Origin of the sequence: Allobosea sp., assembly GCF_017308015.1 — a bacterium.
Lineage (GTDB): Bacteria > Pseudomonadota > Alphaproteobacteria > Rhizobiales > Beijerinckiaceae > Allobosea.
This window is the reverse complement of the sequence record NZ_JAFKFW010000032.1, coordinates 1-25,786: the sequence shown is the minus strand read 5'-3', so window position 1 is coordinate 25,786 and position 25,786 is coordinate 1. Positions and strand designations below refer to the sequence as shown.

At 67.0% G+C, this 25,786-nt stretch carries 27 protein-coding genes; 13 read left to right on the top strand and 14 right to left on the bottom strand.

Features of this window, described 5'->3' with window-relative positions; all coding sequences use genetic code 11:
- Nucleotides 1-37 precede the first annotated feature (37 nt).
- Together J0I42_RS21280 and J0I42_RS21275 are read right to left on the bottom strand one after the other, a co-directional pair.
- Nucleotides 38-1,012 (bottom strand): Bug family tripartite tricarboxylate transporter substrate binding protein, encoded by a 975-nt coding sequence (locus J0I42_RS21280; protein WP_291657825.1) that lies wholly within the window; start codon nucleotides 1,010-1,012, stop codon nucleotides 38-40.
- Between the two features lie 231 nt (nucleotides 1,013-1,243).
- Complete coding sequence (locus J0I42_RS21275) at nucleotides 1,244-1,726, bottom strand: YaiI/YqxD family protein (protein WP_291657823.1); 483 nt, start codon at nucleotides 1,724-1,726, stop codon at nucleotides 1,244-1,246.
- 164 nt (nucleotides 1,727-1,890) lie between these two features.
- Here J0I42_RS21275 and J0I42_RS21270 point away from each other — a divergent pair, with 164 nt between their 5' ends.
- Both J0I42_RS21270 and J0I42_RS21265 read left to right on the top strand, forming a co-directional pair.
- Nucleotides 1,891-3,093 (top strand): pyridoxal phosphate-dependent aminotransferase, encoded by a 1,203-nt coding sequence (locus J0I42_RS21270; protein WP_291657821.1) that lies wholly within the window; start codon nucleotides 1,891-1,893, stop codon nucleotides 3,091-3,093.
- A 53-nt stretch (nucleotides 3,094-3,146) separates the two neighbouring features.
- Complete coding sequence (locus tag J0I42_RS21265) at nucleotides 3,147-3,521, top strand: rhodanese-like domain-containing protein (protein WP_291657818.1); 375 nt, start codon at nucleotides 3,147-3,149, stop codon at nucleotides 3,519-3,521.
- Here the strand turns inward: J0I42_RS21265 and trmD are convergent.
- The 6 genes from trmD to ffh form a co-directional block, all read right to left on the bottom strand.
- Nucleotides 3,512-4,207, bottom strand: coding sequence for a tRNA (guanosine(37)-N1)-methyltransferase TrmD (trmD, locus tag J0I42_RS21260; RefSeq protein ID WP_291657817.1), 696 nt, complete (start codon nucleotides 4,205-4,207; stop codon nucleotides 3,512-3,514). The genes J0I42_RS21265 and trmD overlap by 10 nt on opposite strands.
- 4 nt (nucleotides 4,208-4,211) lie before the next feature.
- Nucleotides 4,212-4,883, bottom strand: a complete 672-nt coding sequence (locus J0I42_RS21255) for an HAD family hydrolase (protein ID WP_291657816.1) — start codon at nucleotides 4,881-4,883, stop codon at nucleotides 4,212-4,214.
- Complete coding sequence (gene rimM / locus J0I42_RS21250; RefSeq protein WP_291657814.1) at nucleotides 4,870-5,391, bottom strand: ribosome maturation factor RimM; 522 nt, start codon at nucleotides 5,389-5,391, stop codon at nucleotides 4,870-4,872. Before rimM ends, J0I42_RS21255 begins: the two co-directional genes overlap by 14 nt.
- Nucleotides 5,392-5,490: 99 nt before the next feature.
- Nucleotides 5,491-5,859: a 30S ribosomal protein S16 gene (gene rpsP, locus J0I42_RS21245; protein ID WP_291657813.1), complete on the bottom strand. Its 369-nt coding sequence runs from the start codon at nucleotides 5,857-5,859 to the stop codon at nucleotides 5,491-5,493.
- A gap of 30 nt (nucleotides 5,860-5,889) precedes the next feature.
- On the bottom strand, nucleotides 5,890-6,405 hold the full coding sequence (locus J0I42_RS21240) for a GNAT family N-acetyltransferase (protein ID WP_291657812.1): 516 nt from the start codon (nucleotides 6,403-6,405) through the stop codon (nucleotides 5,890-5,892).
- Nucleotides 6,402-7,988, bottom strand: a complete 1,587-nt coding sequence (gene ffh, locus J0I42_RS21235; protein WP_291657810.1) for a signal recognition particle protein — start codon at nucleotides 7,986-7,988, stop codon at nucleotides 6,402-6,404. The genes J0I42_RS21240 and ffh overlap by 4 nt, the downstream gene beginning before the upstream one ends.
- A 305-nt stretch (nucleotides 7,989-8,293) precedes the next feature.
- On the opposite strand from ffh, the gene J0I42_RS21230 reads away from it, so the two are divergent.
- The 4 genes from J0I42_RS21230 (at nucleotide 8,294) to J0I42_RS21215 (ending at nucleotide 11,177) form a co-directional block, all read left to right on the top strand.
- A complete protein-coding gene (locus J0I42_RS21230) occupies nucleotides 8,294-8,722 on the top strand; it encodes a hypothetical protein (RefSeq protein ID WP_291657808.1) in 429 nt (142 codons plus the stop codon).
- Nucleotides 8,723-8,793: 71 nt separating this feature from the next.
- Nucleotides 8,794-9,375, top strand: coding sequence for a CAP domain-containing protein (locus tag J0I42_RS21225; RefSeq protein WP_291657807.1), 582 nt, complete (start codon nucleotides 8,794-8,796; stop codon nucleotides 9,373-9,375).
- A 60-nt stretch (nucleotides 9,376-9,435) separates the two neighbouring features.
- On the top strand, nucleotides 9,436-10,062 hold the full coding sequence (locus J0I42_RS21220) for a LysE family translocator (RefSeq protein WP_291657804.1): 627 nt from the start codon (nucleotides 9,436-9,438) through the stop codon (nucleotides 10,060-10,062).
- A gap of 56 nt (nucleotides 10,063-10,118) precedes the next feature.
- Nucleotides 10,119-11,177, top strand: a complete 1,059-nt coding sequence (locus J0I42_RS21215; RefSeq protein WP_291657802.1) for an MBL fold metallo-hydrolase — start codon at nucleotides 10,119-10,121, stop codon at nucleotides 11,175-11,177.
- 130 nt (nucleotides 11,178-11,307) lie between these two features.
- On the opposite strand, the gene J0I42_RS21210 is transcribed toward J0I42_RS21215, so the two are convergent.
- Nucleotides 11,308-11,889, bottom strand: a complete 582-nt coding sequence (locus J0I42_RS21210; RefSeq protein WP_291657799.1) for a GyrI-like domain-containing protein — start codon at nucleotides 11,887-11,889, stop codon at nucleotides 11,308-11,310.
- 450 nt (nucleotides 11,890-12,339) lie between these two features.
- Here J0I42_RS21210 and dapF point away from each other — a divergent pair, with 450 nt between their 5' ends.
- On the top strand, nucleotides 12,340-13,224 hold the full coding sequence (gene dapF / locus J0I42_RS21205) for a diaminopimelate epimerase (RefSeq protein ID WP_291657797.1): 885 nt from the start codon (nucleotides 12,340-12,342) through the stop codon (nucleotides 13,222-13,224).
- A gap of 49 nt (nucleotides 13,225-13,273) precedes the next feature.
- Nucleotides 13,274-14,596 (top strand): tRNA (N(6)-L-threonylcarbamoyladenosine(37)-C(2))-methylthiotransferase MtaB, encoded by a 1,323-nt coding sequence (mtaB, locus tag J0I42_RS21200; protein ID WP_291657795.1) that lies wholly within the window; start codon nucleotides 13,274-13,276, stop codon nucleotides 14,594-14,596.
- A 130-nt stretch (nucleotides 14,597-14,726) separates the two neighbouring features.
- On the opposite strand, the gene J0I42_RS21195 is transcribed toward mtaB, so the two are convergent.
- The 3 genes from J0I42_RS21195 to J0I42_RS21185 all read right to left on the bottom strand — a co-directional run bounded on the left by J0I42_RS21195 (nucleotide 14,727) and on the right by J0I42_RS21185 (nucleotide 19,943).
- Nucleotides 14,727-15,833, bottom strand: coding sequence for a sulfite oxidase (locus tag J0I42_RS21195; protein WP_291657793.1), 1,107 nt, complete (start codon nucleotides 15,831-15,833; stop codon nucleotides 14,727-14,729).
- 98 nt (nucleotides 15,834-15,931) lie between these two features.
- A complete protein-coding gene (locus J0I42_RS21190; RefSeq protein WP_291657791.1) occupies nucleotides 15,932-17,647 on the bottom strand; it encodes an AMP-binding protein in 1,716 nt (571 codons plus the stop codon).
- Nucleotides 17,648-17,858: 211 nt separating this feature from the next.
- Nucleotides 17,859-19,943: an elongation factor G gene (locus tag J0I42_RS21185; protein ID WP_291657789.1), complete on the bottom strand. Its 2,085-nt coding sequence runs from the start codon at nucleotides 19,941-19,943 to the stop codon at nucleotides 17,859-17,861.
- A 429-nt stretch (nucleotides 19,944-20,372) separates the two neighbouring features.
- On the opposite strand from J0I42_RS21185, the gene J0I42_RS21180 reads away from it, so the two are divergent.
- Nucleotides 20,373-20,561 (top strand): hypothetical protein, encoded by a 189-nt coding sequence (locus J0I42_RS21180; protein ID WP_291657787.1) that lies wholly within the window; start codon nucleotides 20,373-20,375, stop codon nucleotides 20,559-20,561.
- Nucleotides 20,562-20,704: 143 nt separating this feature from the next.
- Here J0I42_RS21180 and J0I42_RS21175 read toward each other — a convergent pair whose 3' ends face one another.
- On the bottom strand, nucleotides 20,705-21,493 hold the full coding sequence (locus J0I42_RS21175) for an SDR family NAD(P)-dependent oxidoreductase (RefSeq protein ID WP_291657785.1): 789 nt from the start codon (nucleotides 21,491-21,493) through the stop codon (nucleotides 20,705-20,707).
- A gap of 199 nt (nucleotides 21,494-21,692) precedes the next feature.
- On the opposite strand from J0I42_RS21175, the gene rplS reads away from it, so the two are divergent.
- From rplS to J0I42_RS21155, 4 genes are all read left to right on the top strand, one after another.
- Nucleotides 21,693-22,088: a 50S ribosomal protein L19 gene (rplS, locus tag J0I42_RS21170; RefSeq protein WP_291657783.1), complete on the top strand. Its 396-nt coding sequence runs from the start codon at nucleotides 21,693-21,695 to the stop codon at nucleotides 22,086-22,088.
- A 192-nt stretch (nucleotides 22,089-22,280) separates the two neighbouring features.
- Nucleotides 22,281-22,730 (top strand): MarR family winged helix-turn-helix transcriptional regulator, encoded by a 450-nt coding sequence (locus J0I42_RS21165; protein ID WP_291657781.1) that lies wholly within the window; start codon nucleotides 22,281-22,283, stop codon nucleotides 22,728-22,730.
- Nucleotides 22,731-22,795: 65 nt separating this feature from the next.
- Nucleotides 22,796-24,385, top strand: a complete 1,590-nt coding sequence (locus J0I42_RS21160; RefSeq protein WP_465247707.1) for an efflux MFS transporter permease — start codon at nucleotides 22,796-22,798, stop codon at nucleotides 24,383-24,385.
- A complete protein-coding gene (locus J0I42_RS21155) occupies nucleotides 24,382-25,425 on the top strand; it encodes an HlyD family secretion protein (protein WP_291657777.1) in 1,044 nt (347 codons plus the stop codon). Before J0I42_RS21160 ends, J0I42_RS21155 begins: the two co-directional genes overlap by 4 nt.
- Before the next feature lie 52 nt (nucleotides 25,426-25,477).
- Here J0I42_RS21155 and J0I42_RS21150 read toward each other — a convergent pair.
- Nucleotides 25,478-25,786 (bottom strand): hypothetical protein (locus J0I42_RS21150; RefSeq protein WP_291657776.1); only part of this gene is annotated, 309 nt, incomplete at its 5' end.

Below are 25,786 nucleotides of genomic sequence, written 5' to 3'. Positions count from 1 at the left end.
GCGGTTTCTCCCGCTGAGAATGGGGAGAGCGTCGCTCTTACTCCGGCTTCACGCCGGCATCGGTGATGATCTGCTTCCACGTGGCGATTTCCTGCGCGTGATAGGGCTTGAACGCCGCGGGATCGCGCACCTTGAGCGTGAATCCGAGCTTCAGGATCGCCTCGCGCGTCTCCGGCTTGTTCAGCGAGGCGAGCACCGCCTTGGAGAGGGTATCGAGCACGGCATCCGGCGTCTTGGCCGGGACGAAGAAGGCCGCCCAGGAATCGGCATCGGCATTGCTGACGCCCTGCTCCCGCAGTGTCGGGATGTTCTTGGCGCGCGGGTTGCGCTCCGGGCTCGCCAGGGCCAGAGCGCGCAACGTGCCGGAGTTGATCTGCTCCAGCACGCTCGGCAGCGTCGAGTTGGCGATGTCGATGCGGTCGGCGACGATCTCCTGCACCAGCGGCGCCGCCCCCCTAAAGGGCACGTGCGTCATCTTGATACCGGTACGCTGCATGAACAGCTCCATCGCCAGATGCGAGCCGGAACCGACGCCGGTCGAGCCGTAGTTGAGCTTGCCCGGATCGGCCTTGGCCAGCGCGATCAGCTCCTGGATGTTCTTCACCGGCAGGCCATTGCGTACGACGAAGGCATGCTCGAAGGCACCGACGCCGGCGAGCGGCGCGAAATCCTTCACCGCGTCGTAGCCGGGCTCCTTCAGCAGGAACATGTTGTTGCCATGCGTCTGGTTGTTGCCGAAGACGATGGTGTAGCCATCGGCCGGGCCATGGGCGACGGCGCGCGTGCCGACGGCGCCAGACGCCCCGGCGCGGTTGTCGACCACCACGTTATGCCCGAAGGCCACTGCGAGATCCTGCGCTACGAAACGTGCGATGGCATCGGTCGGCCCGCCCGCCGGATAGGGCACAACCAGAGTGACGACCTTGCTGGGGAAGCTCTGGGCCCGGACGATCGACGGAGCAAAGACGGCGCCGGCCATCAGGCCGAGCGTGGAACGGCGGGTCAACGACATGGGCTTCCTCCCGGGCGCCCGCCTGAATGGCGAGCCTGCTTTGACCGGGAGGTTTAGGGGCAAAGGCACGATGCGTCCAGCAATGCCAAAGTCATGGCGGGCGGCACGGCGCCGCGCGCCACGGCAAGCTCAGCAAAGCAATCGGGGGAACGAACCTGAAATATCGCCCCTCCCTGGATTGCTTCGTCGCTGCGCTTCTCGCAACGACGGCTTATGCCGATCGGAAGGCCTCTAGCCGCCGAAGAAGCCCGCCCGCTTCAACCGCTGGACCGAAAGGTCGAGCGCCTGCAGGAAGGCCGAGCGGTCCTTCTGCGAGAACGGCTTCGGCCCGCCCTGCACGCCGCCCATCGCGCGCAGGTCCTCCATCATGTCACGCGTCGCCAGCGCCATGCCGATCGAGGCCTCCGTGAAGGGCTTTCCGGTCGGCCCGATGACATCGGCACCGGCCTTGATGCAGCGATCGGCCAGCGGAATGTCCGCGGTGATCACGATCGCCCCGCGCGAAACCCGCTCCGCGATCCAGTTGTCGGCGGCGTCGAAACTGCCGGGCACCGTCACCCGCTCGATCCAGGGTTCTCGCGGCACGTTGAGGAAGCTGTTGGCGACGACGAAGACATGCAGACTGTGGCGGCCGGCAACACGATAGACCTCGTCCTTCACCGGGCAGGCGTCGGCGTCGACATAGATCGCGATCGTTCCGGCAGCATTCGTCATGGACCGGCCTTCGCATGCCCGGAGCGCAAGGGCAAACCGCCCGGAATTCATGACGCTTCTGCAAACCATCAAGCAGTTGCGCTTGCGATCGTTGGCCTTGAGTCATAAACCACGCGCGCGCCTTTTCCGCGCTCACCCTTCTGCCTCTTCCGGAGACCAGTCCCATGGCCTTTCTTGCCGATGCCCTGAAGCGCGTGAAGCCGTCCGCGACCATCACGATCACGCAGAAGGCCCGCGACCTGAAAGCCCAGGGCAAGGACGTGATCTCGCTCTCCGTCGGCGAGCCCGATTTCGACACGCCGGACAATATCAAGGAAGCCGCGATCTCCGCGATCAAGCGCGGCGAGACCAAGTACACCCCGGTCTCCGGCATCCCGCAGCTTCGCGAAGCCGTCGCCCGCAAGTTCAAGCGCGAGAACGGCCTCGACTACAAGGCGAGCCAGACCATCGTCTCGACCGGCGGCAAGCACGTCATCTACAACGCCCTGCTCGCCACGCTGAACCCCGGCGACGAGGTCATCTGCGTCTCGCCCTACTGGGTCTCCTATCCCGAGATGGTCGCTCTCTGCGGCGGCACGGCGACCTATGCCGAGACCTATCTCAAGAACGACTTCAAGCTGCAGCCGGAAGACCTCGAGAAGGCGATCACCCCGAAGACCAAGTGGGTGATCCTGAACTCGCCGTCGAATCCCTCGGGCGCCGCCTACAGCCATGCCGAGATGAAGAAGCTCACGGATGTGCTGATGCGCCATCCGCATGTCTGGATCCTCACCGACGACATGTACGAGCACCTCGTCTATGGCGACTTCACCTTCGTCACTCCGGCGCAGGTCGAGCCCGCCCTCTACGAGCGCACGCTGACCATGAACGGCGTCTCGAAGTCCTATGCCATGACCGGCTGGCGCATCGGCTACGCCGCCGGCCCGCAGCAGCTCATCAACGCCATGGACCTCGTCCAGGGCCAGCAGACCTCCGGCACCTCGGCGATCTCGCAATGGGCCGCGGTCGAGGCGCTCGACGGCACGCAGGAGCATATCCCGGTCTTCAAGAAGGCGTTCGAGCGTCGCCGCGACCTCGTCGTCTCCATGCTGAACCAGACCCGCGGCCTGAAGTGCCCGGTGCCGGAAGGCGCGTTCTACGTCTATCCCGACTGCTCGGCCCTGATCGGCAAGACCCTGCCGAACGGCAAGAAGATCGAGACCGACGAAGACCTCGTCATGGGCCTGCTCGAAGCGGAAGCGGTCGCGGCCGTGCACGGCTCGTCCTTCGGCCTCGGCCCCAACTTCCGCATCTCCTACGCCACCTCGGACGAAAAGCTGGAAGAGGCCTGCCGCCGCATCCAGCGCTTCTGCGCCGAGCTGCGCTGAACCTCGTGATCAAGGGCACCGCAACGCGCCGGGTCGTTCTGGCCGGGAGCTTCATGCTCCCGGCCTCTTTCGTTTTCGGGCAGTCGGTGCCGACGCTCTCGCCTCGCGAAGCTTATGAAGCGACGCAGGCAAAGCGCATCCTGCTGATCGATATCCGCGGTACGCAGGAATGGGCCGATACCGGCCTGCCGCAGGGCGCTGTCGCGCTGGACTTCGATGCGCCGGCATTCGAGGTCAGGATCGCCGCGCTTCGCCTCGACCATCCCGGCAAGCGCATCGTCCTGATCGATCGGACCGGTGCGCAGGCGGTCGCCGTGGCGCAGAAGCTCGGCGGACGTGGCTGGCGCGATCTCGCCGGCGTGCGCGGCGGCATGCTCGGGCCGGGCGGCTGGCTGGCCGAGAAGCTGCCGGTGTCGGCCTATCCCTGATCGCGCCTGGCGAGCAGGTCAGGCCGCCGCTCCCGTGTGATCCGCTCCGCCTGCTCGCGCCGCCATTTCGCGATGCGGGCATGGTCTCCGGAGAGCAGCGCATCCGGCAGGCCCCTGCCCTCCCATTCGCGCGGGCGGGTATAGTGCGGATATTCGAGCAATCCGTTCTCGAAGCTCTCGTCCTCACCGGACGCGACCTTGCCCATGACACCGGGGATCAGGCGCACGCAGGCATCGAGCAGGGTCAGCGCCGCCATCTCTCCGCCGGAGAGGATGTAGTCGCCGATCGAAACCTCGATCAGGTTGCGGCCCTCGATCACCCGTTCGTCGACGCCCTCGAAGCGCCCGCAGACGATGACGAGGCCGGGGCCTTCAGCCCAGTCGCGGACCTGTTCCTGCTTGAGCGGGCGCCCCCGCGGAGACATCAGCAGGCGCGGGCGCAGGTCATCCGCCGGCACCGCCGCATCGATCGCGGCCGCCAGCACGTCGCAGCGCAGCACCATGCCGGCGCCACCGCCGGCCGGGTTGTCGTCGACATTGCGATGGCGGCCGATGCCGTGTTCGCGGATCTGATGGGTATCGAGCGACCACAGCCCCTTGCGCAGCCCCTCGCCTGCCAGCGAGATGCCGAGCGGCCCCGGAAACATCTCCGGATAGAGCGTCAGGATCGAGGCGCGGAAGGACATGCCTTCAAGCAAAGCGCAGCGCCGGCAGCCCGTCCAGCGCCGTGAAATCGCGAGCCGAAGCGATCAGGTTGTCATAGCCCTCAAACCCCTCGGGGCCGAGCATGGTGAGCAGCGCCACGGCCCGCATGCCGGCACGGCGCGCGGCCTCGACACCCAGCGGCGCATCCTCGAAGACGATGCAGTCGGCCGGATCAACTTTCATCCGCTCGGCGGCGGCCAGGAACATGTCGGGATGCGGCTTGCCGCGGAAGCCCTGGCTCGGCGAGACGATCGTCGCGAAGCGCTGGCGCAGGCCGAGCGTATCGAGGACAACCTCGATATTGGCCGGGGGCGCCGCCGTCCCGACCGCCATCGGCACACCCGCCTTCTCGGCACGTGCGATCAGGTCCAGGAAACCGGCGGTCGCGGCGACGTGTGGCAGGTAGGCCTCGCGATAGAGCGCTTCCTTGGCGTCGCTCATCGCGTCGAGCTCGGCCACGGCGGCCTGCGGGAAATAGGAGGAGATGATCTCGTTGCCGGCCATGCCGGCCGTACGCGCCGCGAAGGTGCTGCGATCGAAGGGCAATTGATTGCTGACGTGCCAGCTTTCCCAGGCATCGTCATGAAAGCGCATATTGTCGACGATGGTACCGTCCATGTCGAAGATCAGCGCGCGGGCAGGCCTATTGCTTGTCATCGTCGGGCTCGAACAATCCCAAAGGGGGCTCGGCCTCGATCCGGCGCGTGGCGATGTCGATACGCGGCGCAAAGGCCTTGGTGAAGGGCATCAAAACGAATCGTCCGTCCGGCGTCTTGATGTCGAGCAGGTCGCCTGCGCCATAGTTCTCGACTCCGGTCACGGTGCCGAGCACCGCTCCATCAGGCCCGGCGACATGGCAGCCGATGAGATCGGCATGCAGGAACTCGTCCTCGTCCTCATCCGCCGAGAGCTTGTCGCGGGGCACGAACAATTCGGTCCCGTTCAGTGCCTCGGCAGCCTCGCGGGTCGTCACACCCTTGAGCCGGGCGACGACCACTTCCTTGGCAGGACGGATATCGGTGATCTCGAAGCTGCGGCCCTTGCTGTCGGTCAGCGGGCCGTAATCGGCGATCCCGAGCGGATCGCCGGTGTAGGTCTTGATCCTGACCTCGCCGCGCACGCCATGAGGCGCGCCGACGATTCCAAGCAGGATGAGGTCGCTCATGTCAGCACGCCACGCCCGGCCTTGAGCCGGACATCTCCTCGAGAAAACGCTCGGGCCGAAGCTGCGCTTCGCCCGAGACTGACGTGCGGACGAGCAGGCTCACGCCTCGGCGGCTTCTTCGGCAGCCGGAGCAGCGGCCTTCTCGGCCTTCTTCTCGGCGCGCTCCTTGGCCTTCTCGCCGGGAACAGCCTTGTTCGGGTTGTTGCGGGCTGGGCGCTTGACGAGGCCGGCGGCATCGAGGAAGCGCAGGACGCGATCGGTCGGCTGGGCGCCCTTGGCGAGCCAGGCCTGGACCTTCTCGGTGTCGAGCACGACGCGGTCAGCGGCGTCCTTGGCCTTCATCGGATCATAGGAGCCGATCTTGTCGATGAAGCGGCCATCGCGCGGCGAGCGCGAGTCGGCGACGACGATGCGATAATAGGGGCGCTTCTTGGCGCCGCCGCGGGTCAGGCGGATCTTGAGGGACATGGGTTTTCTCCGGTCAGGTTTGGTTTTGGTTCAGTGTTTCGCAGGCGTGGCGGCCGGATGCCGGTAGATGCCGACCTCGGTGCCACGGATCACGAAGGGTTTCTCGAAGCGCGCGCCGAGACGCTCGGCGACACGGATCGAGGGTCGATTGTCGGGATGGACCAGGCTCATCAACGTGGTCCATCCCAAGTCTCGATAGGCATAGTCACGGACGCGCAGCGCGGCCTCGGTCGCGTAGCCGCGCCCATGCTCGCCTGCGAACAGGCTCCAGCCGATCTCGGGCTCGGGCCAGCCTTCCGGCGAGAGCAGACCGCACCAGCCGACGAGCCGCTGGTCCTCCTTCGCCTCCAGCGCCCAGAGGCCATGGCCGCGCAGCGCCCAATGCCCGGCCATCCCGGCGAGGCGGCGCCATGAATCCGGTCGGTCGCTGGTGCCGCCGATATAGCGGGTCAGTTCCTCGTCGGCATAGAAATCGACGAGCACGTCGAAATCTGCGGCCGTCCAGCCGCGCAGCCGCAGACGCTCCGTTTCAAGAACGGGAATCACTTCTTCTTACCCCCGAACGGCCCGCCCAGGCCGGGCAGCCCGCCGCCGCCGAGGCCCGGCAGCCTGGGCATCATCCCGGCCGGCGGGGTGACGCCCTTCGGCAGGCCGGGGAATCCGCCCGGCGGCATCGAGGGCAGGCCGCCGCCCGCACCGAGCTGCTTCTGGAGTTCCGCAAGCTGCGCCGGGTCCATCTTCGAGGGATCGGGCATGCCGGCCGGCAATCCAGCGCCCATGCCACCGCCGAGCCCGAACATCGAGCCCAGCTTGCCGAGCATGCCGCCCTTCTGCTTGGCCATCATCTTCATGGCGTCGGCCATGCCGCGATGCATCTTCAGCAGCTTGTTGATCTGCTCGGCCGTGGTGCCGGAGCCGGCCGCGATGCGCTTCTTGCGGCTGTTCTTGAGCAGGTCGGGATTCTTGCGTTCAGCCGGCGTCATCGAGTCGATCGCGGCGATCATGCTCTTGAACATCTTGTCGCCGACGCCGGCGCTGGCGAGCTGCGACTGCGCCTGCTTCATGCCGGGCAGCATGCCCATCACGCCGCCGATGCCGCCCATCTTCTCCATCTGCTGGAGCTGGGCGCGCATGTCGGAGAGGTCGAACTGGCCCTTGGCCATGCGCTGCGCCGTGGCCTGCGCCTGCTCGGCATCGATCGTCTGCGCCGCCTTCTCGACCAGCGAGACGATGTCGCCCATGCCGAGGATGCGGTTGGCGACGCGCGAAGGATGGAATTCGTCGAGCTCGTCGACCTTCTCGCCGATACCGACGAGCTTGATCGGCTTGCCGGTGACGGCGCGCATCGAGAGCGCCGCGCCACCCCGCGAGTCGCCGTCCATGCGGGTCAGCACGATGCCGGTGAGGCCGACACGGGCATCGAAGGCGCGCGCGGTGTTGACGGCGTCCTGGCCGGTCAGCGCATCGGCGACGAGCAGCACTTCATGCGGATTGGTCGCGGCCTTCACCTCGGCGACCTCGGCCATCAGCGTGTCGTCGAGCGTCACGCGGCCGGCAGTGTCGAGCATCACGACGTCGAAGCCGCCGAGACGGGCCGCCTCGACCGCGCGCTTGGCGATCTGCACGGCCGACTGGCCGGCGACGATCGGCAGCGTCTGCACGCCGACCTGGGTGCCCAGGATGGCGAGCTGTTCCATGGCGGCCGGGCGTCGCGTATCGAGCGATGCCATCAGCACCTTCTTCTTGTGGCGCTCGGTCAGGCGCTTGGCGATCTTCGCGGTCGACGTCGTCTTGCCGGAGCCCTGCAGGCCGACCATCAGGACCGGGACCGGCGGCACGGCATCGAAATTGATGCCTTCGCCCTCGCCGCCCAGCGTCTCGATCAGGACGTCGTTGACGATCTTGATGACCTGCTGGCCGGGCGTGACCGACTTCAGCACCTCGGCGCCGACGGCGCGCTCGCGCACCTTGTCGGTGAAGGAGCGGACGACCTCGAGCGCGACGTCGGCTTCGAGCAGCGCGCGGCGCACCTCGCGGAGGGCCGCGCTGACGTCCTCCTCGGTCAGCGCCCCCCTGCGGGTCAGCCCCGAGAGGATGCTGGAGAGCCTGTCGCTCAGCGTGCCGAACATGCGGACCTGCCTGCTTGCCTCAGGAAGCCTTCAGCGCAGAACCTCATCGCCAAGCGGTTTCGCGCCCGAGGGCGCAATCGCGCTGTCGGGCGTTGACCTCCGGGCTCATGAAAGCGGCCTGCGCGGCCCGGTCGGCGGATGTGGTTTCGGCGATGTCGGCGAAACGGATGCGGTCTTAAAGCGGAAGACCGTAGCGAAAGTCAAGTTTTGGGGACAAGGGCGCGACGAAAATGACGCCCGGATTGCAAGACAGCCCCCGTCCCCGCATTGCTGGGTGGTTCGATTTCACGATTGAGGAACCGACGATGCGCTTTTCCGCCCTTCGCAGCATGCCCCTCGCCGCCGGCCTCGCGCTCGCCAGCCTCTCCCCTGCAATGGCTCAGCCCTGCGCCGGCAACTTCAAGGTCGACGGCGTGCCAATGGTGACGGGGCTGAGCTACCGCACCTGGGACCTTATCCCCAACCGCCAGCCGGCCTCCGTCCTTGCCGATCTCGGCGCCGCCGTTTCGGCTGAAGGCTTCGCCGACATGCGCATCGACAAGGCGACGAGCGCCGTCCTCGCCATCCAGGAAACCACCGGCTCGGGGCGCCCGCAGACCCTGCGCATCACCGCTCGCAAGAACGGCAAGGGCACCCGTGTCGATGCGGTTTTCGTGGTCCAGGCCGGACAGGTCGCGCCGGAGGATTACGTTCGCAAGGCGTTCTGCCGCGTGATCGGCGGCGCGCGCGGCTGATCCGCGCGGCCCCAGAAAGGCCCTTATCGACCGGCATCGCTGCGCGCCCGATTCGTAAGACATGCCGGTCCATGAAACTGAAACCCGCCTCGACACTGCTGGCCCTCACTCTTCTGCTCGCCGCCTGTGCCGGCGACCCACGTCGTGAAGGCACGCTCGATCCGCGCATGGTCGAGAAGGTGGCTGCCGTCTCTCTCGATCCCGCCCAGGCCGGACGCATCCTCAACGCTTATCGCTCCAGCCAGGGCCTGGGCCCGGTCCGGCCGGACCCGCGCCTGATGGCGATGGCACAGCGCCAGGCCGATGCCATGGTCAAGGCCAACGCGCTTTCGCATGATGCCGGCGGCAGCTTCAGCGACCGCATCCTCGCTGCCGGCGTCGACAGCTCCCGCGCGGCGGAAAATCTCGGCGGCGGCTATTTCTCGGTCGAGGAAGCCTTCGACGGCTGGCGCAGATCCCCCGGCCACGACATCAATCTGCGGATGAAGGAAGCCACCCGCTACGGCATCGCGCTCTCCAAGGACCCGCGCACCAGCTATCGCGTCTGGTGGACGCTGGTCGTCGCGGCGGAACCGGAAGCGCGCCGCGAGATGGCCGCCCAGGGTGCCGGGCCCGTCATGTGGTTCGGAAACAATCCGCAGCCGGCGCGATAGGCTCTTTACAAGCACCCGCTTCTGGTGATGGCTCTGCGCTTTAGCGGAGCCAGCACCATCATGACCTTCGAAGCCTGGATCGCCTTCACGGCCGCCACGGCCGTCCTCCTGGTCATCCCCGGACCGACGATCCTCCTCGTGATTTCCTACGCGCTCGGCCAGGGCTGGCGCACCGCCTTCCCGATCGCCGTCGGCGTCGCGCTCGGCGACTTCACGGCCATGACGCTCTCGATGCTCGGCGTCGGCGCCCTGCTCGCCACCTCCGCCCTGGTCTTCACCACGCTGAAATGGATCGGCGCTGCCTATCTGGTCTGGCTCGGCGTCAAGCTCTTCCGCGCCGGCGGCACGCTCGATGCCAGGCCACGCGAGGATGCCGCTCCCGGCTGGAAGATGCTCGGCCATGCCTGGCTGGTGACGGCGCTGAACCCGAAGAGCATCACCTTCTTCGTCGCGTTCCTGCCCCAATTCCTCGACACCAGGGGCGATTTCTGGACGCAGATGCTGATCTTCGAGGCGACCTTCATCACGCTCGCCTTCGCCAACGCCATGGGCTACGCGCTGATCGCCTCACGGGCGCGCGCCGTGGTCAGCAACCCGCGCGCGATCGGCCTCTTCAACAAGGCCGGCGGCACGCTCCTGATCGGCGCCGGCGTCGCCACGGTCGCGATCCGCTCCGGCAGCAACTGAGCGGCAGCTCGCGTTCGCATCTTGACGCAGGGTCCCGGCGGCCTACCTCTTTTGCCATGACCCGCCGCAAGCTTCTCTCCTTCGTCGGCCTCGGTGCGCTGCTGGCTTCGACCGGCGCCGCCTGGGCTGCGATCTCCCGCTCGCGCAATCCCTATTACCAGGGACCGGTCAGCGACCATTTCAACGGTCTCGTCTTCAGCGACGGCCGCCCGGTGACCAAGGGCATCGCCGACGTGCTGCGCTGGCAGACCGGCAAGCGCGAGCGCGAGACTTTCCCTCTCGCCTATCAGGCACCGCCGCAGGACAAGCCGCCCGCCAGCATCGAGGGCACCAGGATCGTCCATCTCGGCCACGCCTCCTTCCTCTATCAGGTCGCCGGCCTCAACCTGCTGATCGACCCGGTCTATTCGCTGCGCGCGAGCCCCTTCTCCTTCATCGGCCCGAAACGCGTGAACGCGCCCGGCGTCGCCTTCGCCGATCTGCCGAGGATCGATGTCGTGCTGGTGACGCATAACCATTACGATCATCTCGACATCGAGACGCTGGCACTGCTGCATGCCAGAGACCAGCCACGCATGATCATGCCGCTCGGCAACGACTCGATCGTCCGCGCCCGCATTCCCGATGCCCGCACCGAGGCGCATGACTGGAACGACCGGCTGATGCTCTCCGACAAGGTCGCGGCCACGCTGGTACCCAGCTACCACTGGTCGGCGCGCGGCGCCTTCGACCGGCGCATGGCGCTCTGGTGCTCCTACATTCTCGAAACGCCGACCGCGAAGGTCTTCCATATCGGCGATACCGGCTACCATGACGGCTCGCTCTACGCGGAGCTCGGTAGCCAGCACGGGCCGTTCGACCTCGCGGTGCTGCCGATCGGCGCCTATGAGCCGCGCTGGTTCATGTCGGACAACCACATGAACCCCAACGAGGCCGTGAAAGTCATGCTCGCACTGCGGGCTGAGCAGGCGATCGGCCATCACTGGGGCACGTTCCAGCTCACCGACGAAGGCGTCGAGCGCCCGCCCGAGGCCCTGAAGGCCGCGCTGGCCGAAGCCGGCCTGCCGGAAGAGCGCTTCCGGCCGATGCGGCCGGGTTTGAGCTGGAGCGTCTGAAAACGCCCCTCACCCCGCACAAGCATTCGTGATGATCGGGCTTGTCCCGGCCATCCATGTCTTCACTGGTCGAAGGTTGCGCGCAAGACGTGGATGCTCGTCACCAGGGCGAGCATGACGTCGGAACCCGCTATTTCGGCTGGACGTAGACGTTGATCTCGAGATTCGGATCGCCGGGGTCCTTGAGATCGCTGACATATTCCTCGAGGAAGGCGTCCTTCACGGTGATGCTCTTGGCCTCGAGATAGGCCGTGATCGTCTCGTAGGTGGAATCGATGTCGTCATAAGGCGCGACGTGCAGGAAACGCAGCGCCTTCCCCACCGGTGATGCGCCGAGCTTCACCCCGCCGCCGAAGGCCGGAACCTGCCCGCTGGCGGGCGCTGCGACCGGCAGCATGGCATCGAAGCGGAAGCCGTCATCGGTCGTCTCCACGAAAAGCGACAGCGGCCGGCCGGCAACAGGCAGTCCCGCCTTCCGAGCTTCCTCGCGTAAGGTGTTGAAGCTCTCGGACAGTTTCTGGAAGCCCTGGTCCCAGCTCGTTTGTCCTGACAGCAGCAGCACCGGCTTGGCGACCAGCGCGACCTCGTCGATATCGCTGGAATCGCCGCGCTTGCCGGCGAGCGTGGCATTGGGATCGGGCACGCCGGTCTGCTGCTGCACGGGCGGCGGCGCGGGTAGCACCGGCGGCGGCAGGGTCGGCGGCGGTTGCACAGGCTGCGGCTCGGCCGGACCCGGCAATGTCGGTGCAGGCTGAACAGGCTGCGGGGTCACAGGGTTCGGTGGCGGCGGAGCCGGCTGGACCGGTTGCGGCCCGGGCTGGGAATCGGGCATCGCGGCGGGCGGGACCTGTGCGGGGACCGACGGCATCTGCGCCGGGCTGGCGCCGGGCGGTGGCGCCAGCGGCGCGGTTTCGACGGCCGACGGCGGGGCGACGCGCGCCTGTGCGAAGACCCATCCGCTTGGCAGACTCGCCAGGAGCGCCAGAACACAGATCCGGGAATACCGCCGAGAATCACGCATCGTCACGGCCTTAGAGTTTCACGCGATTCGCGCCCTTGCGGCGCAACATAGAATGTCCACCTTGTCTCAGGAACGGGGGTGAGGGTGGCTTTTTCACGTCGCCTCCGCCATAGACCCACTATTCACGGGACGTGTGACCAAATGAACGCTCTGGCCAATCGCCGGTTCCTGAAGATGAACGGGCTCGGCAACCAGATCACGGTGCTGGATCTGCGCGGCAGCAAGCATGTCGTGAGCGAAAGCGAAGCCCGCGCCATCGCCTCCGAGCCGCGCGCCCGCTTCGACCAGCTCATGGTGCTGCACGATGCCGCGACGCCCGGCACCGACGCCTTCGTGCGCATCTACAATACCGACGGCTCGGAAGCCGGCGCCTGCGGCAACGGCACGCGCTGCGTCGCCTGGGCCATGATCGCCGATCCTCGGATGGGCGATGCGAGCAAGACCCGCCTTGCGCTCCAGACCAAGGCCGGCCTGCTGCCGGCGGTTCGCGACGGCGAAACGCTCTTCTCTGTCGACATGGGCGCCCCGCGCCTCGCCTGGGACCAGATCCCGCTGGCCGAGCCCTTCGAGGACACCAGCCGCTTCGAATTGCAGATCGGTCCGATCGACGATCCGATCCTGCACACGCCCTGCGCCGTCAACATGGGCAATCCGCATGCCGTCTTCTTCGTCCAAGACCCCTATGCCTACAACCTCGAGCAGATCGGCCCGCTGCTCGAGAACCACCCAATCTTCCCCGACCGCGCCAATATCGAGCTCGCCGCGGTCAAGGCGCCCGATCATATCGTACTGCGCGTCTGGGAGCGCGGCGCCGGCATCACCCAGGCCTGCGGCTCGGGCGCCTGCGCGGCGCTGGTTGCGGGCGTGCGCCGCGAGCTCACCGCGCGCAAGGCGACCGTCAGCCTGCCCGGCGGCGATCTCGCCATCGAATGGCGCGAGCGCGACGGCCATGTCCTGATGACCGGCCCGGTCGAATTCGAATGGGAAGGTACGCTGGACCCGGCGCTGTTCACGAGCGCGGCGTGATGGCCCTGGAGCATTTTCAAGCAAAGTGGTGCCGGTTCGCGTGAAGAAAATGCGACCAAACAATAACCCAGAGGATCTTCGCAGTTCGGAGAAGCGCGAAGATGCTCTGGAGGTCGTCACCTTCGGCTGCCGCCTCAACATCGTCGAGAGCGAGGCGCTGCGGCTCCAGGCGGAAGCCGCCGGGCTGAAGGATGCCGCCATCGTCAATTCCTGCGCCGTCACCGCCGAGGCCACCCGACAGGCGCGGCAGGCCGTGCGCCGCCTCAAGCGCGAGCAGCCGGACAGGCCGGTGATCGTCACCGGCTGCGCCGCGCAGATCGAGCCCGCGCGCTTCGCCGATATGCCGGAGGTCGACCGCGTCCTCGGCAATGACGAGAAGCTGCGGCCCGAGAACTGGGCCGTCCTCGCCCGCTCGAACAGCCTCGGCCATTCTGACACCGCTGCGGCCGACAAGCTCGATGTCGGCGACATCATGGCCCGCACTGCCATGCGCGCGCCCGTCACCGGCCGCTTTACCAGCCATACCCGCGGCTTCGTCCAGGTCCAGAATGGCTGCGATCATCGCTGCACCTTCTGCGTCATCCCCTTCGGGCGCGGCAATTCGCGTTCGCTCGCCATCGCCGATGTCGTCGCGCAATGCCGTACCCTGCTCGAAGCCGGCGCCCGCGAGATCGTCCTGACCGGCGTCGATCTCACCAGCTATGGCCGCGACCTGGCCGACCAGCCGTCATTGGGCAGGCTCGCCGGAGCGATCCTGAGCGCCCTGCCCGATCTGCCGCGCCTGCGCCTCTCCTCGATCGACGCCGTCGAGGTTGATGACGCCCTGCGCGACCTGCTCGCGACCGAAGCGCGTCTGATGCCGCATCTGCATCTCTCGCTGCAGGCGGGAGACGACCTCATCCTGAAGCGCATGAAACGCCGCCACAGCCGCGATGACGCCATCCGCTTCTGCGCGGAGATCCGCGAACTGCGCCCCGATATCGTCTTCGGCGCCGATCTCATCGCCGGCTTCCCGACCGAGGACGAGGCGATGTTCGCCCGCTCGCTCGACCTTGTCGGGGAATGCGGGCTGAGCTTCGTCCATGTCTTCCCCTACTCCGCCCGCCCCGGCACGCCCGCCGCACGGATGCCGCAACTTTCGGGAGAGGTCATCTCCGAGCGCGCCGCCCGGTTGCGAGCGGTGGCGAGCACGGCACAGCAACACCATCTGACGGAGCGCATCGGCCGCCCCCTCAGCGTCCTGACGGAACGCGGCAACACCGGCCGCGCCGAGGATTTCACGCTGATCCGCTTCAGCAGCGATATCGCGCCCGGCGAGATCGTGCCGGTCACCGGCCACGCCGCCGACGGCAAGGCCCTGCTGGCGGCCTGAACGCGTTTTTGCTGGGGAGAGTGGCCGCCTCGGTCGCCGATGGGAGGAGGAGTGACCGAGGCGGCAGAGCCATGCCCGGAATGGCAGACCCATTCCTTAGACGCGGCAGCCCGCCAAAAGGTTCAAAGCCTCATGCGACGACCGAGCCGCGCACGCGCTGGACCTGATTGTTGCAATAGCCCCGCGGGTTCCAGACCGGCTCCAGCGGCTGGACATTGCCTTCGGCATCCCGTGCCCGTGCCATGATCACGAAGGGGCCCGGCTGCTCGGCCACGATCTCCGCCTCGAAGCGGCGCCAGGCGAAAGGCCCCTCGCCGGCCTGCAATTCGACATCCTGCCAGCTTTCGCCGCCATCGCTGGAGATGACGACCGATTCCAGCGGAATCGCTCCGCTCCAGGCGAAGCCCGCGACCTTCAATCGCTCGCTCTGCCTCGCCACGAAACCGTCGAGAGGCGTGGCGATGAGCGACTTGACCGGCATGTCGGTGATGACGGCGAAATTTGCCGAATCGAGTGGCTCGCCGGGGCGGACCGGCCGGATCGGCAGGCGGTAGTCGGTCCCGCGCATCTTCTCGCCGTCATGCTCGATGGCGCGCAGGCTGATCCGGTTCAGCCATTTCTGCCAGGCTGAGCCGGGATAACCCGGCGCGACGATACGCAAGGGCCCGCCATGCAGGCGCGGCAGAGGCTCATCGTTCATAGCGAAGGCGATCAGCGTTTCCGGAGCCACCGCCTTGGCCATGGGCAGGCCGCGCGAGAGCGCCGCCTTCTCCGGCTTGCCGATCTGTCGATCCGGCGCGTGATGGGCGGTGTAGACTGCGCTCCGCCTTGGGCCCGCATGTTCCAGCACATCCGCCAGCCGAACCCCGGTCCAGCGCGCGCAGCCGACGGCGCCGAGCCGCCATTGCAGCCCGTCGGTCGCCGGCGAGAAGCGCGAGCGGCCATTGCCGGCGCATTCCAGGACGGCGGTCACCGTGACGGTTTCGAAGCGCTGATGCAGGCCTTCGACGGTCCACACGGCCGGGCGCTCGACCTCGCCATCGATGGTCAGCGTCCAATCGCGCTCGTCGATCTCCGGCAGATGGCCGTTATTTCGGATGAAGAAGGAATCGACCGGTGTGATCGGTTCGTCGAGCAGCGCGAGTGCCGGCTCGGCATTCAGCGCCTCCTCCTCGTAGATATGGAGGCCGGGCTTCAGGCTGCGCAACAGGGGCAGTTCGACGAGGCGATGGGGCAAGCGGCAAGGTTCTCCGGCGGCGCAAGGCGGTCACCCGCCCAGCGAAAGCCGACAAGAGATGACACGTCGCTCGCCCGCCTGTCGACAGTCGCACAGCGTCAGCGCCCGGCGACGACCTCCTCGCGCAGCGCCCGGCGCAGCACCTTGCCGACATTGGTCTTCGGCAGGCTTTCGCGGAAGAAGATCTGCCTGGGCACCTTGTAGCCGGTCAGGTTCTCCTTGCAGTAGGCCCGCAGGACATCCGCCGTCAGCGTCGGGTCCTTGCGCACCACGAAGGCGGTGACCGCCTCGCCGGAATGCTCGTCGGGCAGGCCGATCACCGCCGATTCCAGCACGCCGGGATGGGAGGCCAGCACGTCCTCGACCTCGTTCGGATAGACGTTGAAGCCGGAGACCAGAACCATGTCCTTCATCCGGTCGACGACCTTGACCTGTCCGTCCGGCAGCATCACGCCGACATCGCCGCTGCGGAAATAGCCGTCGGCTGTCATCGCCTTGACGGTCTCGTCCGGCCGGTTCCAGTAGCCCGCCATCACCTGCGGCCCGCGGATGCAGATCTCGCCGGCCTCGCCGAGCGGCATGTCGTTGCCTTCGGCATCGCGGATCGCGATGTCCGTCGAGGGAATCGGATAGCCGATCGTACCGCTGAATTCGGTCAGGTCGGGCCGGTTGATCGTGGCGATCGGCGAGGTCTCGGACAGGCCGTAGCCCTCGATGATCGGGCGCCCGGTCACAGCCTTCCACTGCTTGGCGACCGCGGCCTGTGTCGCCATGCCGCCGGCTACGGCAAAGCGCATCTCGGAGAAGTCGACCTGCTCGATCTCGGGATGGTTGGCGAGAGCGTTATAGAGCGTGTTGACCCCGGAGAAGAGCGTGAAGCGGCTCGCCTTCAGCGTCTTGATGAAGCCGGGAATGTCGCGGGGATTGGCGATCAGCAGGCTCTTGGCGCCGATCCGCAGCATGAAGAGGCAGCAGCAGGTCAGCGCGAAGATATGGTAGAGCGGGAGAGCCGTCACCATGACATGCTGGTAGTCGCTGCGGCCGAGCGGCGGCTCCAGCACCCATTCCAGCCATAAGGCGGCCTGCTGGACATTGGCGGAGACGTTGCGATGCGTCAGCGTCGCCCCCTTGGCGACGCCGGTCGTCCCGCCGGTATATTGCAGGAAGGCGACGTCTTCCGGCACGATCGTCACCGGCGCCATCGGCGCCGCGTTCCGCAGGATCTGCTGGAAGGCTACCGAGCCCGGAAGGTTGTAGGGTTTCACCACCTTCTTGATGCGGCGCGCGACGAAATTGACGATCTTGCCCTTGAAGCCCATCAGGTCGCCGGCCGTGGCGACGACGATGACGTCGAGCTTCAGGCTCGGCTTCGCCTCCTCGACGACATGGGCGAAGTTCTCGATCGTCACGAGCACCCGCGCCCCGGAATCGTTGATCTGGTGGGTCAGTTCGCGCGCCGTATAGAGCGGATTGACGTTCACGACGGTGAAGCCGCCGAGCAGGGCACCGAAGATCGCCGCCGGATAGGCCAGGATGTTCGGCATCATCAAGGCGACGCGATCGCCCTTCTTCAGCCCCTTGGCCTGCAACCAGCCGGCAAAGGCCTCGGCCGCCTGACGCGTCTCGGCGAAGGTGATCGCCTTGCCGAAGCTCTCGAAAGCCGGACGGTTGGCATAGTTCGAGCAGGCGGAACCGATCAGGTCCACCAGGGTCCCGATCCTGGCAACGTCGAGTTCCGGCGGCACGGCTGGCGGATAATGCGCCAGCCAGGGACGCGAGGCATTCCTCGCCTGCGTGGCGCCGGTCGCAGTCATCGTTCCCTCCCTGTTGCCCGGTTGGCCGCCTCGCGGCAGGTTCCGGTGCATTTTCATGATCATACAGTGCGGAACAGTGGCCGGCAGCGCAAGCGTCGACCACCATTACCTGTAAAATGTTTATATCTAAACAGTCCATCCGGCACGAAATCAAGCCCGAACCGGGGGCCGATGACGGCTCCCCGGCGGAAATGGCGGCCTGAAGTGCCGGTCAGCGCGCCTGCGCGAGTGCCAGCGCCTGCGCGGACACGACGGCTTCGGCCGGCCTGCCGGCGAGCTCCGCGAGATGGTCGAAGCGTGCGCTGAAAGAACCGACGCCCGATGTCGCCGAGCGCAACTCGACGATCAGTCCGGTCATCTCGGCCTCCGGCACCAGCGCCTTGATCTGGTCCCAGCCGCGCCAGCCCGGACGGGTATCGTAACCAAGGATCTGACCGCGCCGCGCGGAGATCAAGGCCGAGGCCCGCGACATCGCCTCGGAGGGGATCACGACATCGACCGAGAGGATCGGCTCCAGCAGAACCGGTTTCGCCTGCGGCATCGCCTCGCTCATCGCCAGCCGGGCCGCCTGCCGGAACGCCATGTCGGAGGAATCCACGGTGTGGTAGGAGCCGTCCGTCAGCGTCACAGCGACATCGACGATCGGAAAGCCCAGCGGCCCCTTCTCGCAGAAGTCGCGCATGCCGGCCTCGACCGAGCCGATATACTGGCGCGGAACGACGCCGCCGGTGATCCTGTCGACGAACTGGATACCTTCGCCACGCGCCAGCGGTGCGACCTCGATCACCACGTCGCCATACTGACCATGTCCGCCGCTCTGCTTGCGATGCCGGCCGCGCGCGCTGGCCTGGCTGCGGATCGTCTCGCGGTAGCCCACCTGCGACGGCTTGCTCGTCACCGTCACGCCATAGCGGCCGGCGAGCTTCTCGAGCGCGACGCGCAGATGCATCTCGCCCTGGCCGGAGAGCCGGATTTCGCCGAGCTCCGGCACCTGCGTCACTGCGAGCGCCGTATCCTCCTCGGTCAGGCGCTGCAGCGCCGCCGCCATCCTGACATCGTCCTTGCGATCCTTCACCGCGACGGCGAAGGCATGCACCGCTTCAGGCGGCGCCACCGCGCTGACGACGCTCGCCCGCGCCTTCCCGAGCATGAAGGCCTCGCCCGTCGCGATGCCGTCGAGCTTGGCGAAGCCGGCGACCTCGCCCTCCTCCGCGGCGGGCTTGCGGCTCTGTTCGGCACCCTTGAGGGAGACGACCCCGGCGATGCGTGCCTCGACGCCGCCCGAAGAGGTCACCACATCGCCCTCCGCCAGCCGCCCGCGCATCACCCTGGCCAATGAGAGCTTGCCACCCTGGCTCGAATGCCAGGTCTTCATCACCTGGGCCAGCGGCGGCCCTTCGGAGAGGATGCCGGTCCTCCCCCGCGTCTCGGCGAGCCCAGGCGCCTCGTGCCTGAGCGCCTTGAGCAGCCGTGTGACGCCGTTGCCGCGTTCGGCCGCACCGATCAGCACCGGCACGACATGCCGGTGCTGCAACTCGCGGGCGAGGTCGTCGAAGACCCGATCGCGCGGCGGCTCCATGTCACCCAGCAATTCCTCCATCAGCTCGTCGTCGTAATCGGCGAGCCGCTCCAGCATCGAGAAGCGCGCTTCCTTCTCGCGGCCAACCTCGTCGACGGCCAGCGGCACGATCTCGCTCGGCGCGTGCTCGCGGTAGATGAAGGCCCGCTCCAGGGCGAGATCGATGAAGCCGACCGCGATGCCCTTCTGCCAGATCGGAATCTGGCGCAGCAGCAGCGGCGTGCGCGAGGCCCGTTGCAGGATACCGAGCGTCTCCCGCACCCGGCGTGAAGCCGTGTCGATCTTGTTCAGGAACAGGAAGCGCGGAATATCGGCCTCCTCCAGCTCGCGCAGCACGAGTTCCAGCGCAGGAGCCTTCCTGTCATCCGCCTCGCAGACGACGACAGCGGCATCGACGGCCGGCAGCACATGGCGCATCTCGTGGAGGAATTCGACCGAGCCGGGGCAATCGATGAAATGGAAGGTGTCTCCGAGGAAGTCGACGGTTGCGACCGTGGGCTCGGTGCTCATCTGGTGTGCGCGCGCCTCGGGAGCCGCATCGCCGACTGTGTTGCCGGCCTTGACCGTGCCGGCACGGGAGAGCGCGCCGCATCGCATCAGGATGCTTTCGAGCAGCGTGGTCTTGCCGCTCTGGAAGGGGCCGACGATCGCGATGCATCGCGGCCCCGCGCGTCGGGTGCCGGTTGCGGAACCGCCATTCTGTGCCGATGCGGGCATGACTTCCTCCTTCGGGGCTGGCCGCGATGGAGGAGAGGTTCGAGCGGCCCCGGCTCCGGCGCGATGGAACCCGGCGGGAACCGCGAATGCGCTCGCGCCGGATGGGCGGCGGTCGCTCGGGCCCGACAGGGTCGGGCGGCCGTCGGAGAGGCAGTTGAGGAGAGGTTCGCGCCGATCGGTGGCGGACGCAAGCGCTTTGTCAGCGATGCTGCGCCGAACCTGAGACGCCGGCTGCGCCGATGCCGCGACGACTATCCCGGCGCAGCAACGTATGGTTTCATCAGGCTTCCGTCCGGTTGCCCGCATCGTGAAGCGGCCCCGGCGATCTCGTCGGTCCCGGCGCTGCTGTCGCGGAACCCGATGGGTTGCCGGACATTCTACGGGACGGAGCCGCCGGCGCGGCGGCGATGGAGCATGGAGAATCGGCCGATGCCTGAGAACGCTTCGCGAATGGAACTGGATGAGCGCATCGCCCTCCTCCGGCGCAATATCGCCGAACTGATGGAGCAGGCGACGGGAGCCTCCGGCGCCGCCGTCGAGGAGGCCCTCGCGAACCGGCTGAGCGAGCAGCAGGACATGCTCAACGAATTGCTCAAGAAGCGCGAGGCGATGGGGTAGCGTTCCCTCCCCGTCATGGTCGGGTTTGTCCCGACCATCCACGTCGTCCCTCGTCGGACATCGAGTTCAGGACGTGGAGGCTCGCCACATGGGCGAGCATGACCGAACCGAAGCTGCACTGCGACGGGCGTTTCGCGCGAACGTCAGGAATTCCGCCGCTCGCCCCGCAGGGTCGCAAGCCCGATTCCGGCGGCGTCGAAGCCGCCATCGACGGCGAGCACCTGCCCGGTGACATAGGTCGCCCGATCCGAGCAGAGGAAGAAGATCGCCTCGGCCAGCTCCTCTTCCAGCCCGTAGCGGCCGAGCGGGACGGCATCGCGATAATCAGCCCGGATCTCCGGGCTGTGCACCGCCTTGGCCATCGCCGTCTCGACCGGCCCGGGCGCGACCGCGTTGACGCGGATGCTCAGCCCCGCGAGCTCGACCGCCTGTTGTTTGGTCAGATGCGCCAGCGCCGCCTTCGAGGTGCCGTAGGCGACACGCAGCGTCGAGGCGCGCAGGCCCGAGATCGAGGTGATGTTGACGACGGCACCGCCGCCATTGTCCGCCATCGCCCGGGCGGCGAGCTGTGTCGCCAGGAACGGGCCGGTCAGGTTGACCGCCAGCACCCGCTGCCATTCCTCATGCGTGGTGTCCAGCATGGGCTTGAACACCGCCGTCCCGGCATTGTTGACCAACGCATCGAGCCGCCCGAAGCGCTTGGCCATGCCGGCAAAAGCCGATTCGAGCTGCGCCGGCATGGACACGTCGCAGGTCAGCACCAGCGTCCGTTCGGGAGTGGCGATCTCGGCCGCAGCCCGTTCAAGCCCGGCCCCGTCGATGTCGAGCAGGCCGACCTGCCAACCTTCGGTCAGGAAGCGCCTGGCCGTCGCGAGACCAATACCACGCGCCGCGCCAGTGACGAGAACGGTCCTGATGGCTTGGTCGGTCATGGCGTGTCGTCCGCTGGCGTGTCGCTTCCACAAAGGCTATGCATGCCCGCAGCGTCGCCAACAAGCCGCCCCCCGGTTCAACGTCTGGCCGGCATTGCCGCTCGACAAATCTCGCGCGCTCCTGTAAGGCCCCGCACTCAACTGAAAACAGCGAGCCGAAAGCCCGCGCCTTCGCGCGAATACGGCCATGGAGAGACCCATGAACATCATCGAGCAGATCGATGCCGAGCAGATTGCCAAGCTGAGCGAAGGCAAGGCCATCCCCGCCTTCCAGCCCGGCGACACCGTGCAGGTCAACGTCAAGGTCAAGGAAGGCGAGCGTAGCCGCGTCCAGGCCTATGAAGGCGTCGTGATCGCCCGTAACGGCGGTGGCCTCAACCAGAGCTTCACCGTCCGCAAGATTTCCTATGGCGAGGGCGTCGAGCGCGTCTTCCCGCTGTTCTCGCCGAATCTCGATTCGATCAAGGTCATCCGCAAGGGCAAGGTGCGCCGCGCCAAGCTGTATTACCTGCGCGATCGTCGCGGCAAGTCGGCCCGTATCGCCGAGCGCATCGATGCCAAGCCCGCCAAGGGCCAGAAGGGCTCCGGCAAGTAAGCCGAAACCCAAGCGCCGAGAAACTCAGCGCGAAGAGATTGGAACGCGGTCCCTCGGGGCCGCGTTTTTTTGTCGCCGGCGGCCAAGCCTGATATGCATTTTTTGCATATCATTCGATAAATATATTCCTTGATATGCATCAAACGCCGATATAAGCAAGACAATCATTAGCACACTATTGATATCACTGCTATGGACCTTATCCAGCTTCAGGCCGCATTCACCGGCGAACTTGCCGCCGTCAACCGCAAGCTGAGGGCGCTCGTCGACGACCGCGCCCGCGGCATGGGCCTGACGTTGTCGCGGGCGCGTCTGCTGATGGAACTTGCGCGGGAAGACGGCCCGATCCAGTCCGATCTCGCCGGCCTGCTCGACATCGAGCAGCCAACGCTGGTCCGGTTGCTCGACGGGCTGGAGCGCAATGGCATGATCGAGCGTCGCGCGGTCGAAGGCGACCGGCGGGCGCGCCGCGTCTTCCTGACCGAGAGCGCGCGGGCCCAGGCACAGGATATCCTGGATTTCCTTGCCGAGCTGCGCGCCGGTATCCTGCAGGGCATCGCGCCCCAGGAACTGGAAGCCGCGCTCGACGTCCTGCGCCGTACCTCGCGTAATATCGCTGCAGGCCGGAGCGCCGCACCGTGAGTGCGTCCGAAGCCTCCGCCGCGCCGACCGCATCGCCGCAGGCACCGGCCCCTGCAGGGCTGACCATGCCGCCTGCCCGCGCGCTCGCCTACATGTTGGCTTCGGTGACGTTGGCGATGACGCAGCAGATCGGCGCGAACCTCGTCAACACCAACGTCTACCAGATCCAGGGCGAACTCGGCGCCACCATCGCCGAGACCAACTGGCTGATCGCCGCGTATATGGCGCCGAACGTTTCGCTCTCGCTCGCCCTGATCAAGATCAGGATGCAGTACGGCCTGCGCAATTTCGCCGAGATCAGCCTCGCCGGCTTCGTCCTCGCCGCGTTCCTGAATCTCGTCTTCGTGCACGACCTGCCCTCGGCGGTGGTCGTGCGCTTCATGAGCGGCATGGCGGCTGCGCCGATGTCCTCGCTCGCCTTCTTCTACATGATCGAACCGCTGCCCCCGCAGAAGAAGCTCACCGTCGGCCTGTCACTGGCGCTGACCAACACCGCGCTCGGCATCCCGGTGACGCGGTTGCTCTCGCCACCGCTGCTCGAGCTCGGCGGCTTCCATGGCCTCACCCTGTTCGAGACGGGGCTGGCGATGGTTGCCTTCGGCTTCGTCTTCGCCTTGCCGCTGACCACACCGCCGCGGGTGAAATGGATCGGCCCGCTCGATATCGTCAGCTACCTGCTGATCGCGATCGGCTTCGGCGCCATCGCGGTCGCGCTCAGCCTCGGCCGGATCTACTGGTGGTTCGAGGCGCCCTGGCTCGGCATGCTCTTCGCTCTCGCCGTCATCTGCCTGACGCTGGCGGTGATCGTCGAATTGCACCGTGACAGCCCGCTCATCGACATTCGCTGGCTGACCAGCCCGGCGACGTTGCATTTCGCCGGCGCCATTCTCCTGATGCGCATCGTGCTCGCCGAGCAGACGGTCGGCGCCTCCAACTTCTTCCAGGCGCTCGGCATCCAGAACGAGCAGACCATGCCGCTCTATGCGATTATCCTGTGCGCGATCCTCGCCGGCGGCCTGACCTGCGCGCTGCTGCTGCGGCCCGGGCGCGAAAACTGGTTCTACGGCACAGCGCTCGCCTGTGTCGCGCTCGGCGCCTGGCTGGACAGCGGCGCCACCAGCCTGACAAGGCCGCACGATATCCGGCTGAGCCAGGCACTCGTCGCCTACGGCTCCGGCCTGTTCCTGCCCGCGGCGATGGCTCAGGGCATGGGCGGCGCGATCGTACGCGGTCCGATCTATATCCTGAGCTTCATCACTGTCTTCCTGTTCACGCAGAGCATCGGCGGCCTGCTCGGCTCGGCCCTTTTCGGCAGCTTCATCACGCTGCGGACCACGTTCCACTTCAACGTGCTCACCGAGCATTTCGTGCTGTCCGAACCGCTCCTGGTCCAGCGCCTCAACCTCTTCGGCGGCGTCTATGGCCATGTCCTGAGCGACCCCGCGCTGATGCGCGCGGAGGGCGTCACCCTGCTCGCGCAGCGCGCGACGCAAGAGGCGATCGTACTCGCCTACAACGACGCCTTCATGCTGATCTCGGCGATTGCCAGTCTCGCACTCGTCGGGCTCCTCTGCCACGTCGCCTTTCTGCAGTTGCGCCAGCGTGCCGGCGCAACCCGCGCTCAACCCGCCCCTGACCGTTCAGCCCCGCAATGACCCGCATCCTCCGCTCTGTCTCGACTTATGTCGCACTCGCCATCGGCCTCGTCGGCCTCGGCATCATCCTCTACGCTTGGCGGCTGCCGCCGTTCACCAGCGCCGTCGAGGTAACCGAGAACGCCTATGTCCGCGGCCAGGTCACGATCATCGCGCCGCAGCTCGCCGGTTATGTCGCCGAAGTGCCGGTACAGGATTTTGCCGCGGTGCACCGCGGGGACCTGCTCCTGCGTATCGACGACCGGATCTTCGCCCAGAAGCTGGGACAGGCCCGGGCCGGCCTCGCCGCACAGCGCGCCGCACTCGCGAATTCCGACCAGTCGCGCGCCGCCGCCGAAGCCCGGCTGCGCGCCGCCGAAGCCAATGTCGCCAGTGCCGAGGCCGCCTTGCGCACCGCCGAGGCCAACTGGGGCCGCATCGAGCCCCTGCGCGAACGCGGCGTCGTCAGCCAGACCTCGACCGACCAGAGCCAGCAGGCGCTCGACCAGGCTCGCGCCGCAATCACCGCCACCAATGCCGCCGTCGATGTCGCCCGCCAGGACATCCAGACCGCCATCGTCAACCGCCAGTCGTTGGTCGCCGCGGTCGAGGGTGCGGAGGCCGCGGTCCATCTCGCCGAGATCGACCTGAGCAATACCCGCATCACCGCTCCCCAGGACGGGCGGCTGGGCGAGGTCTCCGCCAGGCTCGGCCAATATGTTGCTGCCGGCACGCAATTGATGGCGCTTGTGCCGGACCAGGTTTGGGTCATCGCCAATTTCAAGGAGACGCAGCTCGCCGGCATGCGGGCAGGCCAGCCGGTGAGCTTCACTGTCGACGCGCTCCGCCACGCCCGCCTCACGGGCAAGATCGAGCGTTTCTCGCCGGCGGCCGGCTCCGAATTCAGCGTCATCCGGCCCGACAACGCGACCGGCAACTTCATCAAGATCGCCCAGCGTGTGCCGGTCCGCATCACGGTCGACTCCGGCCAGCCGCTTGCCGAACGCCTGGCCCCCGGCATGTCGGTGGTCGTCAGCGTCGATACCTCTGCGTCGCGCTGATGGCCCGGCTGCAGCGGCATCGATTGTCCGGCTTGATTGGAACTGCTAAACACTAGCCATGTCGCCGTGTGAGCATCATTCGCAGCGCTTCAGCGCCGTGCAGGCAGAGGGCCATCTGCCGCCCCTGCCGACGACGCAGGATTTTGCCGCGCTGCACGACCATGCCCGGCTGCCCTGGCGTTTTTTCGGCCGCTTTACGGCTTCCATTGCCGCAGGCCTTACCGGCGCCTGAGACCGGCCGCCTTTGCGCGGCCGGTCTCAGGCGAACCGTTTTTGCGTGCCGGCCCAAAGCAAGCCGGTACATGATTTCCCGCAGATTTCCGCAGACCGAGAACAAGCCATGACTGCGACCAAGGGTCCC

Excerpts from the sequence above, each read along its gene's own strand:
- J0I42_RS21280 (WP_291657825.1), bottom strand. The coding sequence starts at position 1,012 with ATGTCGTTGACCCGCCGTTCCACGCTCGGCCTGATGGCCGGCGCCGTC.
- J0I42_RS21275 (WP_291657823.1), bottom strand. The coding sequence starts at position 1,726 with ATGACGAATGCTGCCGGAACGATCGCGATCTATGTCGACGCCGACGCC.
- J0I42_RS21270 (WP_291657821.1), top strand. The coding sequence starts at position 1,891 with ATGGCCTTTCTTGCCGATGCCCTGAAGCGCGTGAAGCCGTCCGCGACC.
- J0I42_RS21265 (WP_291657818.1), top strand. The coding sequence starts at position 3,147 with ATGCTCCCGGCCTCTTTCGTTTTCGGGCAGTCGGTGCCGACGCTCTCG.
- trmD (WP_291657817.1), bottom strand. The coding sequence starts at position 4,207 with ATGTCCTTCCGCGCCTCGATCCTGACGCTCTATCCGGAGATGTTTCCG.
- J0I42_RS21255 (WP_291657816.1), bottom strand. The coding sequence starts at position 4,883 with ATGACAAGCAATAGGCCTGCCCGCGCGCTGATCTTCGACATGGACGGT.
- rimM (WP_291657814.1), bottom strand. The coding sequence starts at position 5,391 with ATGAGCGACCTCATCCTGCTTGGAATCGTCGGCGCGCCTCATGGCGTG.
- rpsP (WP_291657813.1), bottom strand. The coding sequence starts at position 5,859 with ATGTCCCTCAAGATCCGCCTGACCCGCGGCGGCGCCAAGAAGCGCCCC.
- ffh (WP_291657810.1), bottom strand. The coding sequence starts at position 7,988 with ATGTTCGGCACGCTGAGCGACAGGCTCTCCAGCATCCTCTCGGGGCTG.
- J0I42_RS21230 (WP_291657808.1), top strand. The coding sequence starts at position 8,294 with ATGCGCTTTTCCGCCCTTCGCAGCATGCCCCTCGCCGCCGGCCTCGCG.
- J0I42_RS21225 (WP_291657807.1), top strand. The coding sequence starts at position 8,794 with ATGAAACTGAAACCCGCCTCGACACTGCTGGCCCTCACTCTTCTGCTC.
- J0I42_RS21220 (WP_291657804.1), top strand. The coding sequence starts at position 9,436 with ATGACCTTCGAAGCCTGGATCGCCTTCACGGCCGCCACGGCCGTCCTC.
- J0I42_RS21215 (WP_291657802.1), top strand. The coding sequence starts at position 10,119 with ATGACCCGCCGCAAGCTTCTCTCCTTCGTCGGCCTCGGTGCGCTGCTG.
- dapF (WP_291657797.1), top strand. The coding sequence starts at position 12,340 with ATGAACGCTCTGGCCAATCGCCGGTTCCTGAAGATGAACGGGCTCGGC.
- mtaB (WP_291657795.1), top strand. The coding sequence starts at position 13,274 with ATGCGACCAAACAATAACCCAGAGGATCTTCGCAGTTCGGAGAAGCGC.
- J0I42_RS21190 (WP_291657791.1), bottom strand. The coding sequence starts at position 17,647 with ATGACTGCGACCGGCGCCACGCAGGCGAGGAATGCCTCGCGTCCCTGG.
- J0I42_RS21185 (WP_291657789.1), bottom strand. The coding sequence starts at position 19,943 with ATGCCCGCATCGGCACAGAATGGCGGTTCCGCAACCGGCACCCGACGC.
- J0I42_RS21180 (WP_291657787.1), top strand. The coding sequence starts at position 20,373 with ATGCCTGAGAACGCTTCGCGAATGGAACTGGATGAGCGCATCGCCCTC.
- J0I42_RS21175 (WP_291657785.1), bottom strand. The coding sequence starts at position 21,493 with ATGACCGACCAAGCCATCAGGACCGTTCTCGTCACTGGCGCGGCGCGT.
- rplS (WP_291657783.1), top strand. The coding sequence starts at position 21,693 with ATGAACATCATCGAGCAGATCGATGCCGAGCAGATTGCCAAGCTGAGC.
- J0I42_RS21165 (WP_291657781.1), top strand. The coding sequence starts at position 22,281 with ATGGACCTTATCCAGCTTCAGGCCGCATTCACCGGCGAACTTGCCGCC.
- J0I42_RS21160 (WP_465247707.1), top strand. The coding sequence starts at position 22,796 with ATGCCGCCTGCCCGCGCGCTCGCCTACATGTTGGCTTCGGTGACGTTG.
- J0I42_RS21155 (WP_291657777.1), top strand. The coding sequence starts at position 24,382 with ATGACCCGCATCCTCCGCTCTGTCTCGACTTATGTCGCACTCGCCATC.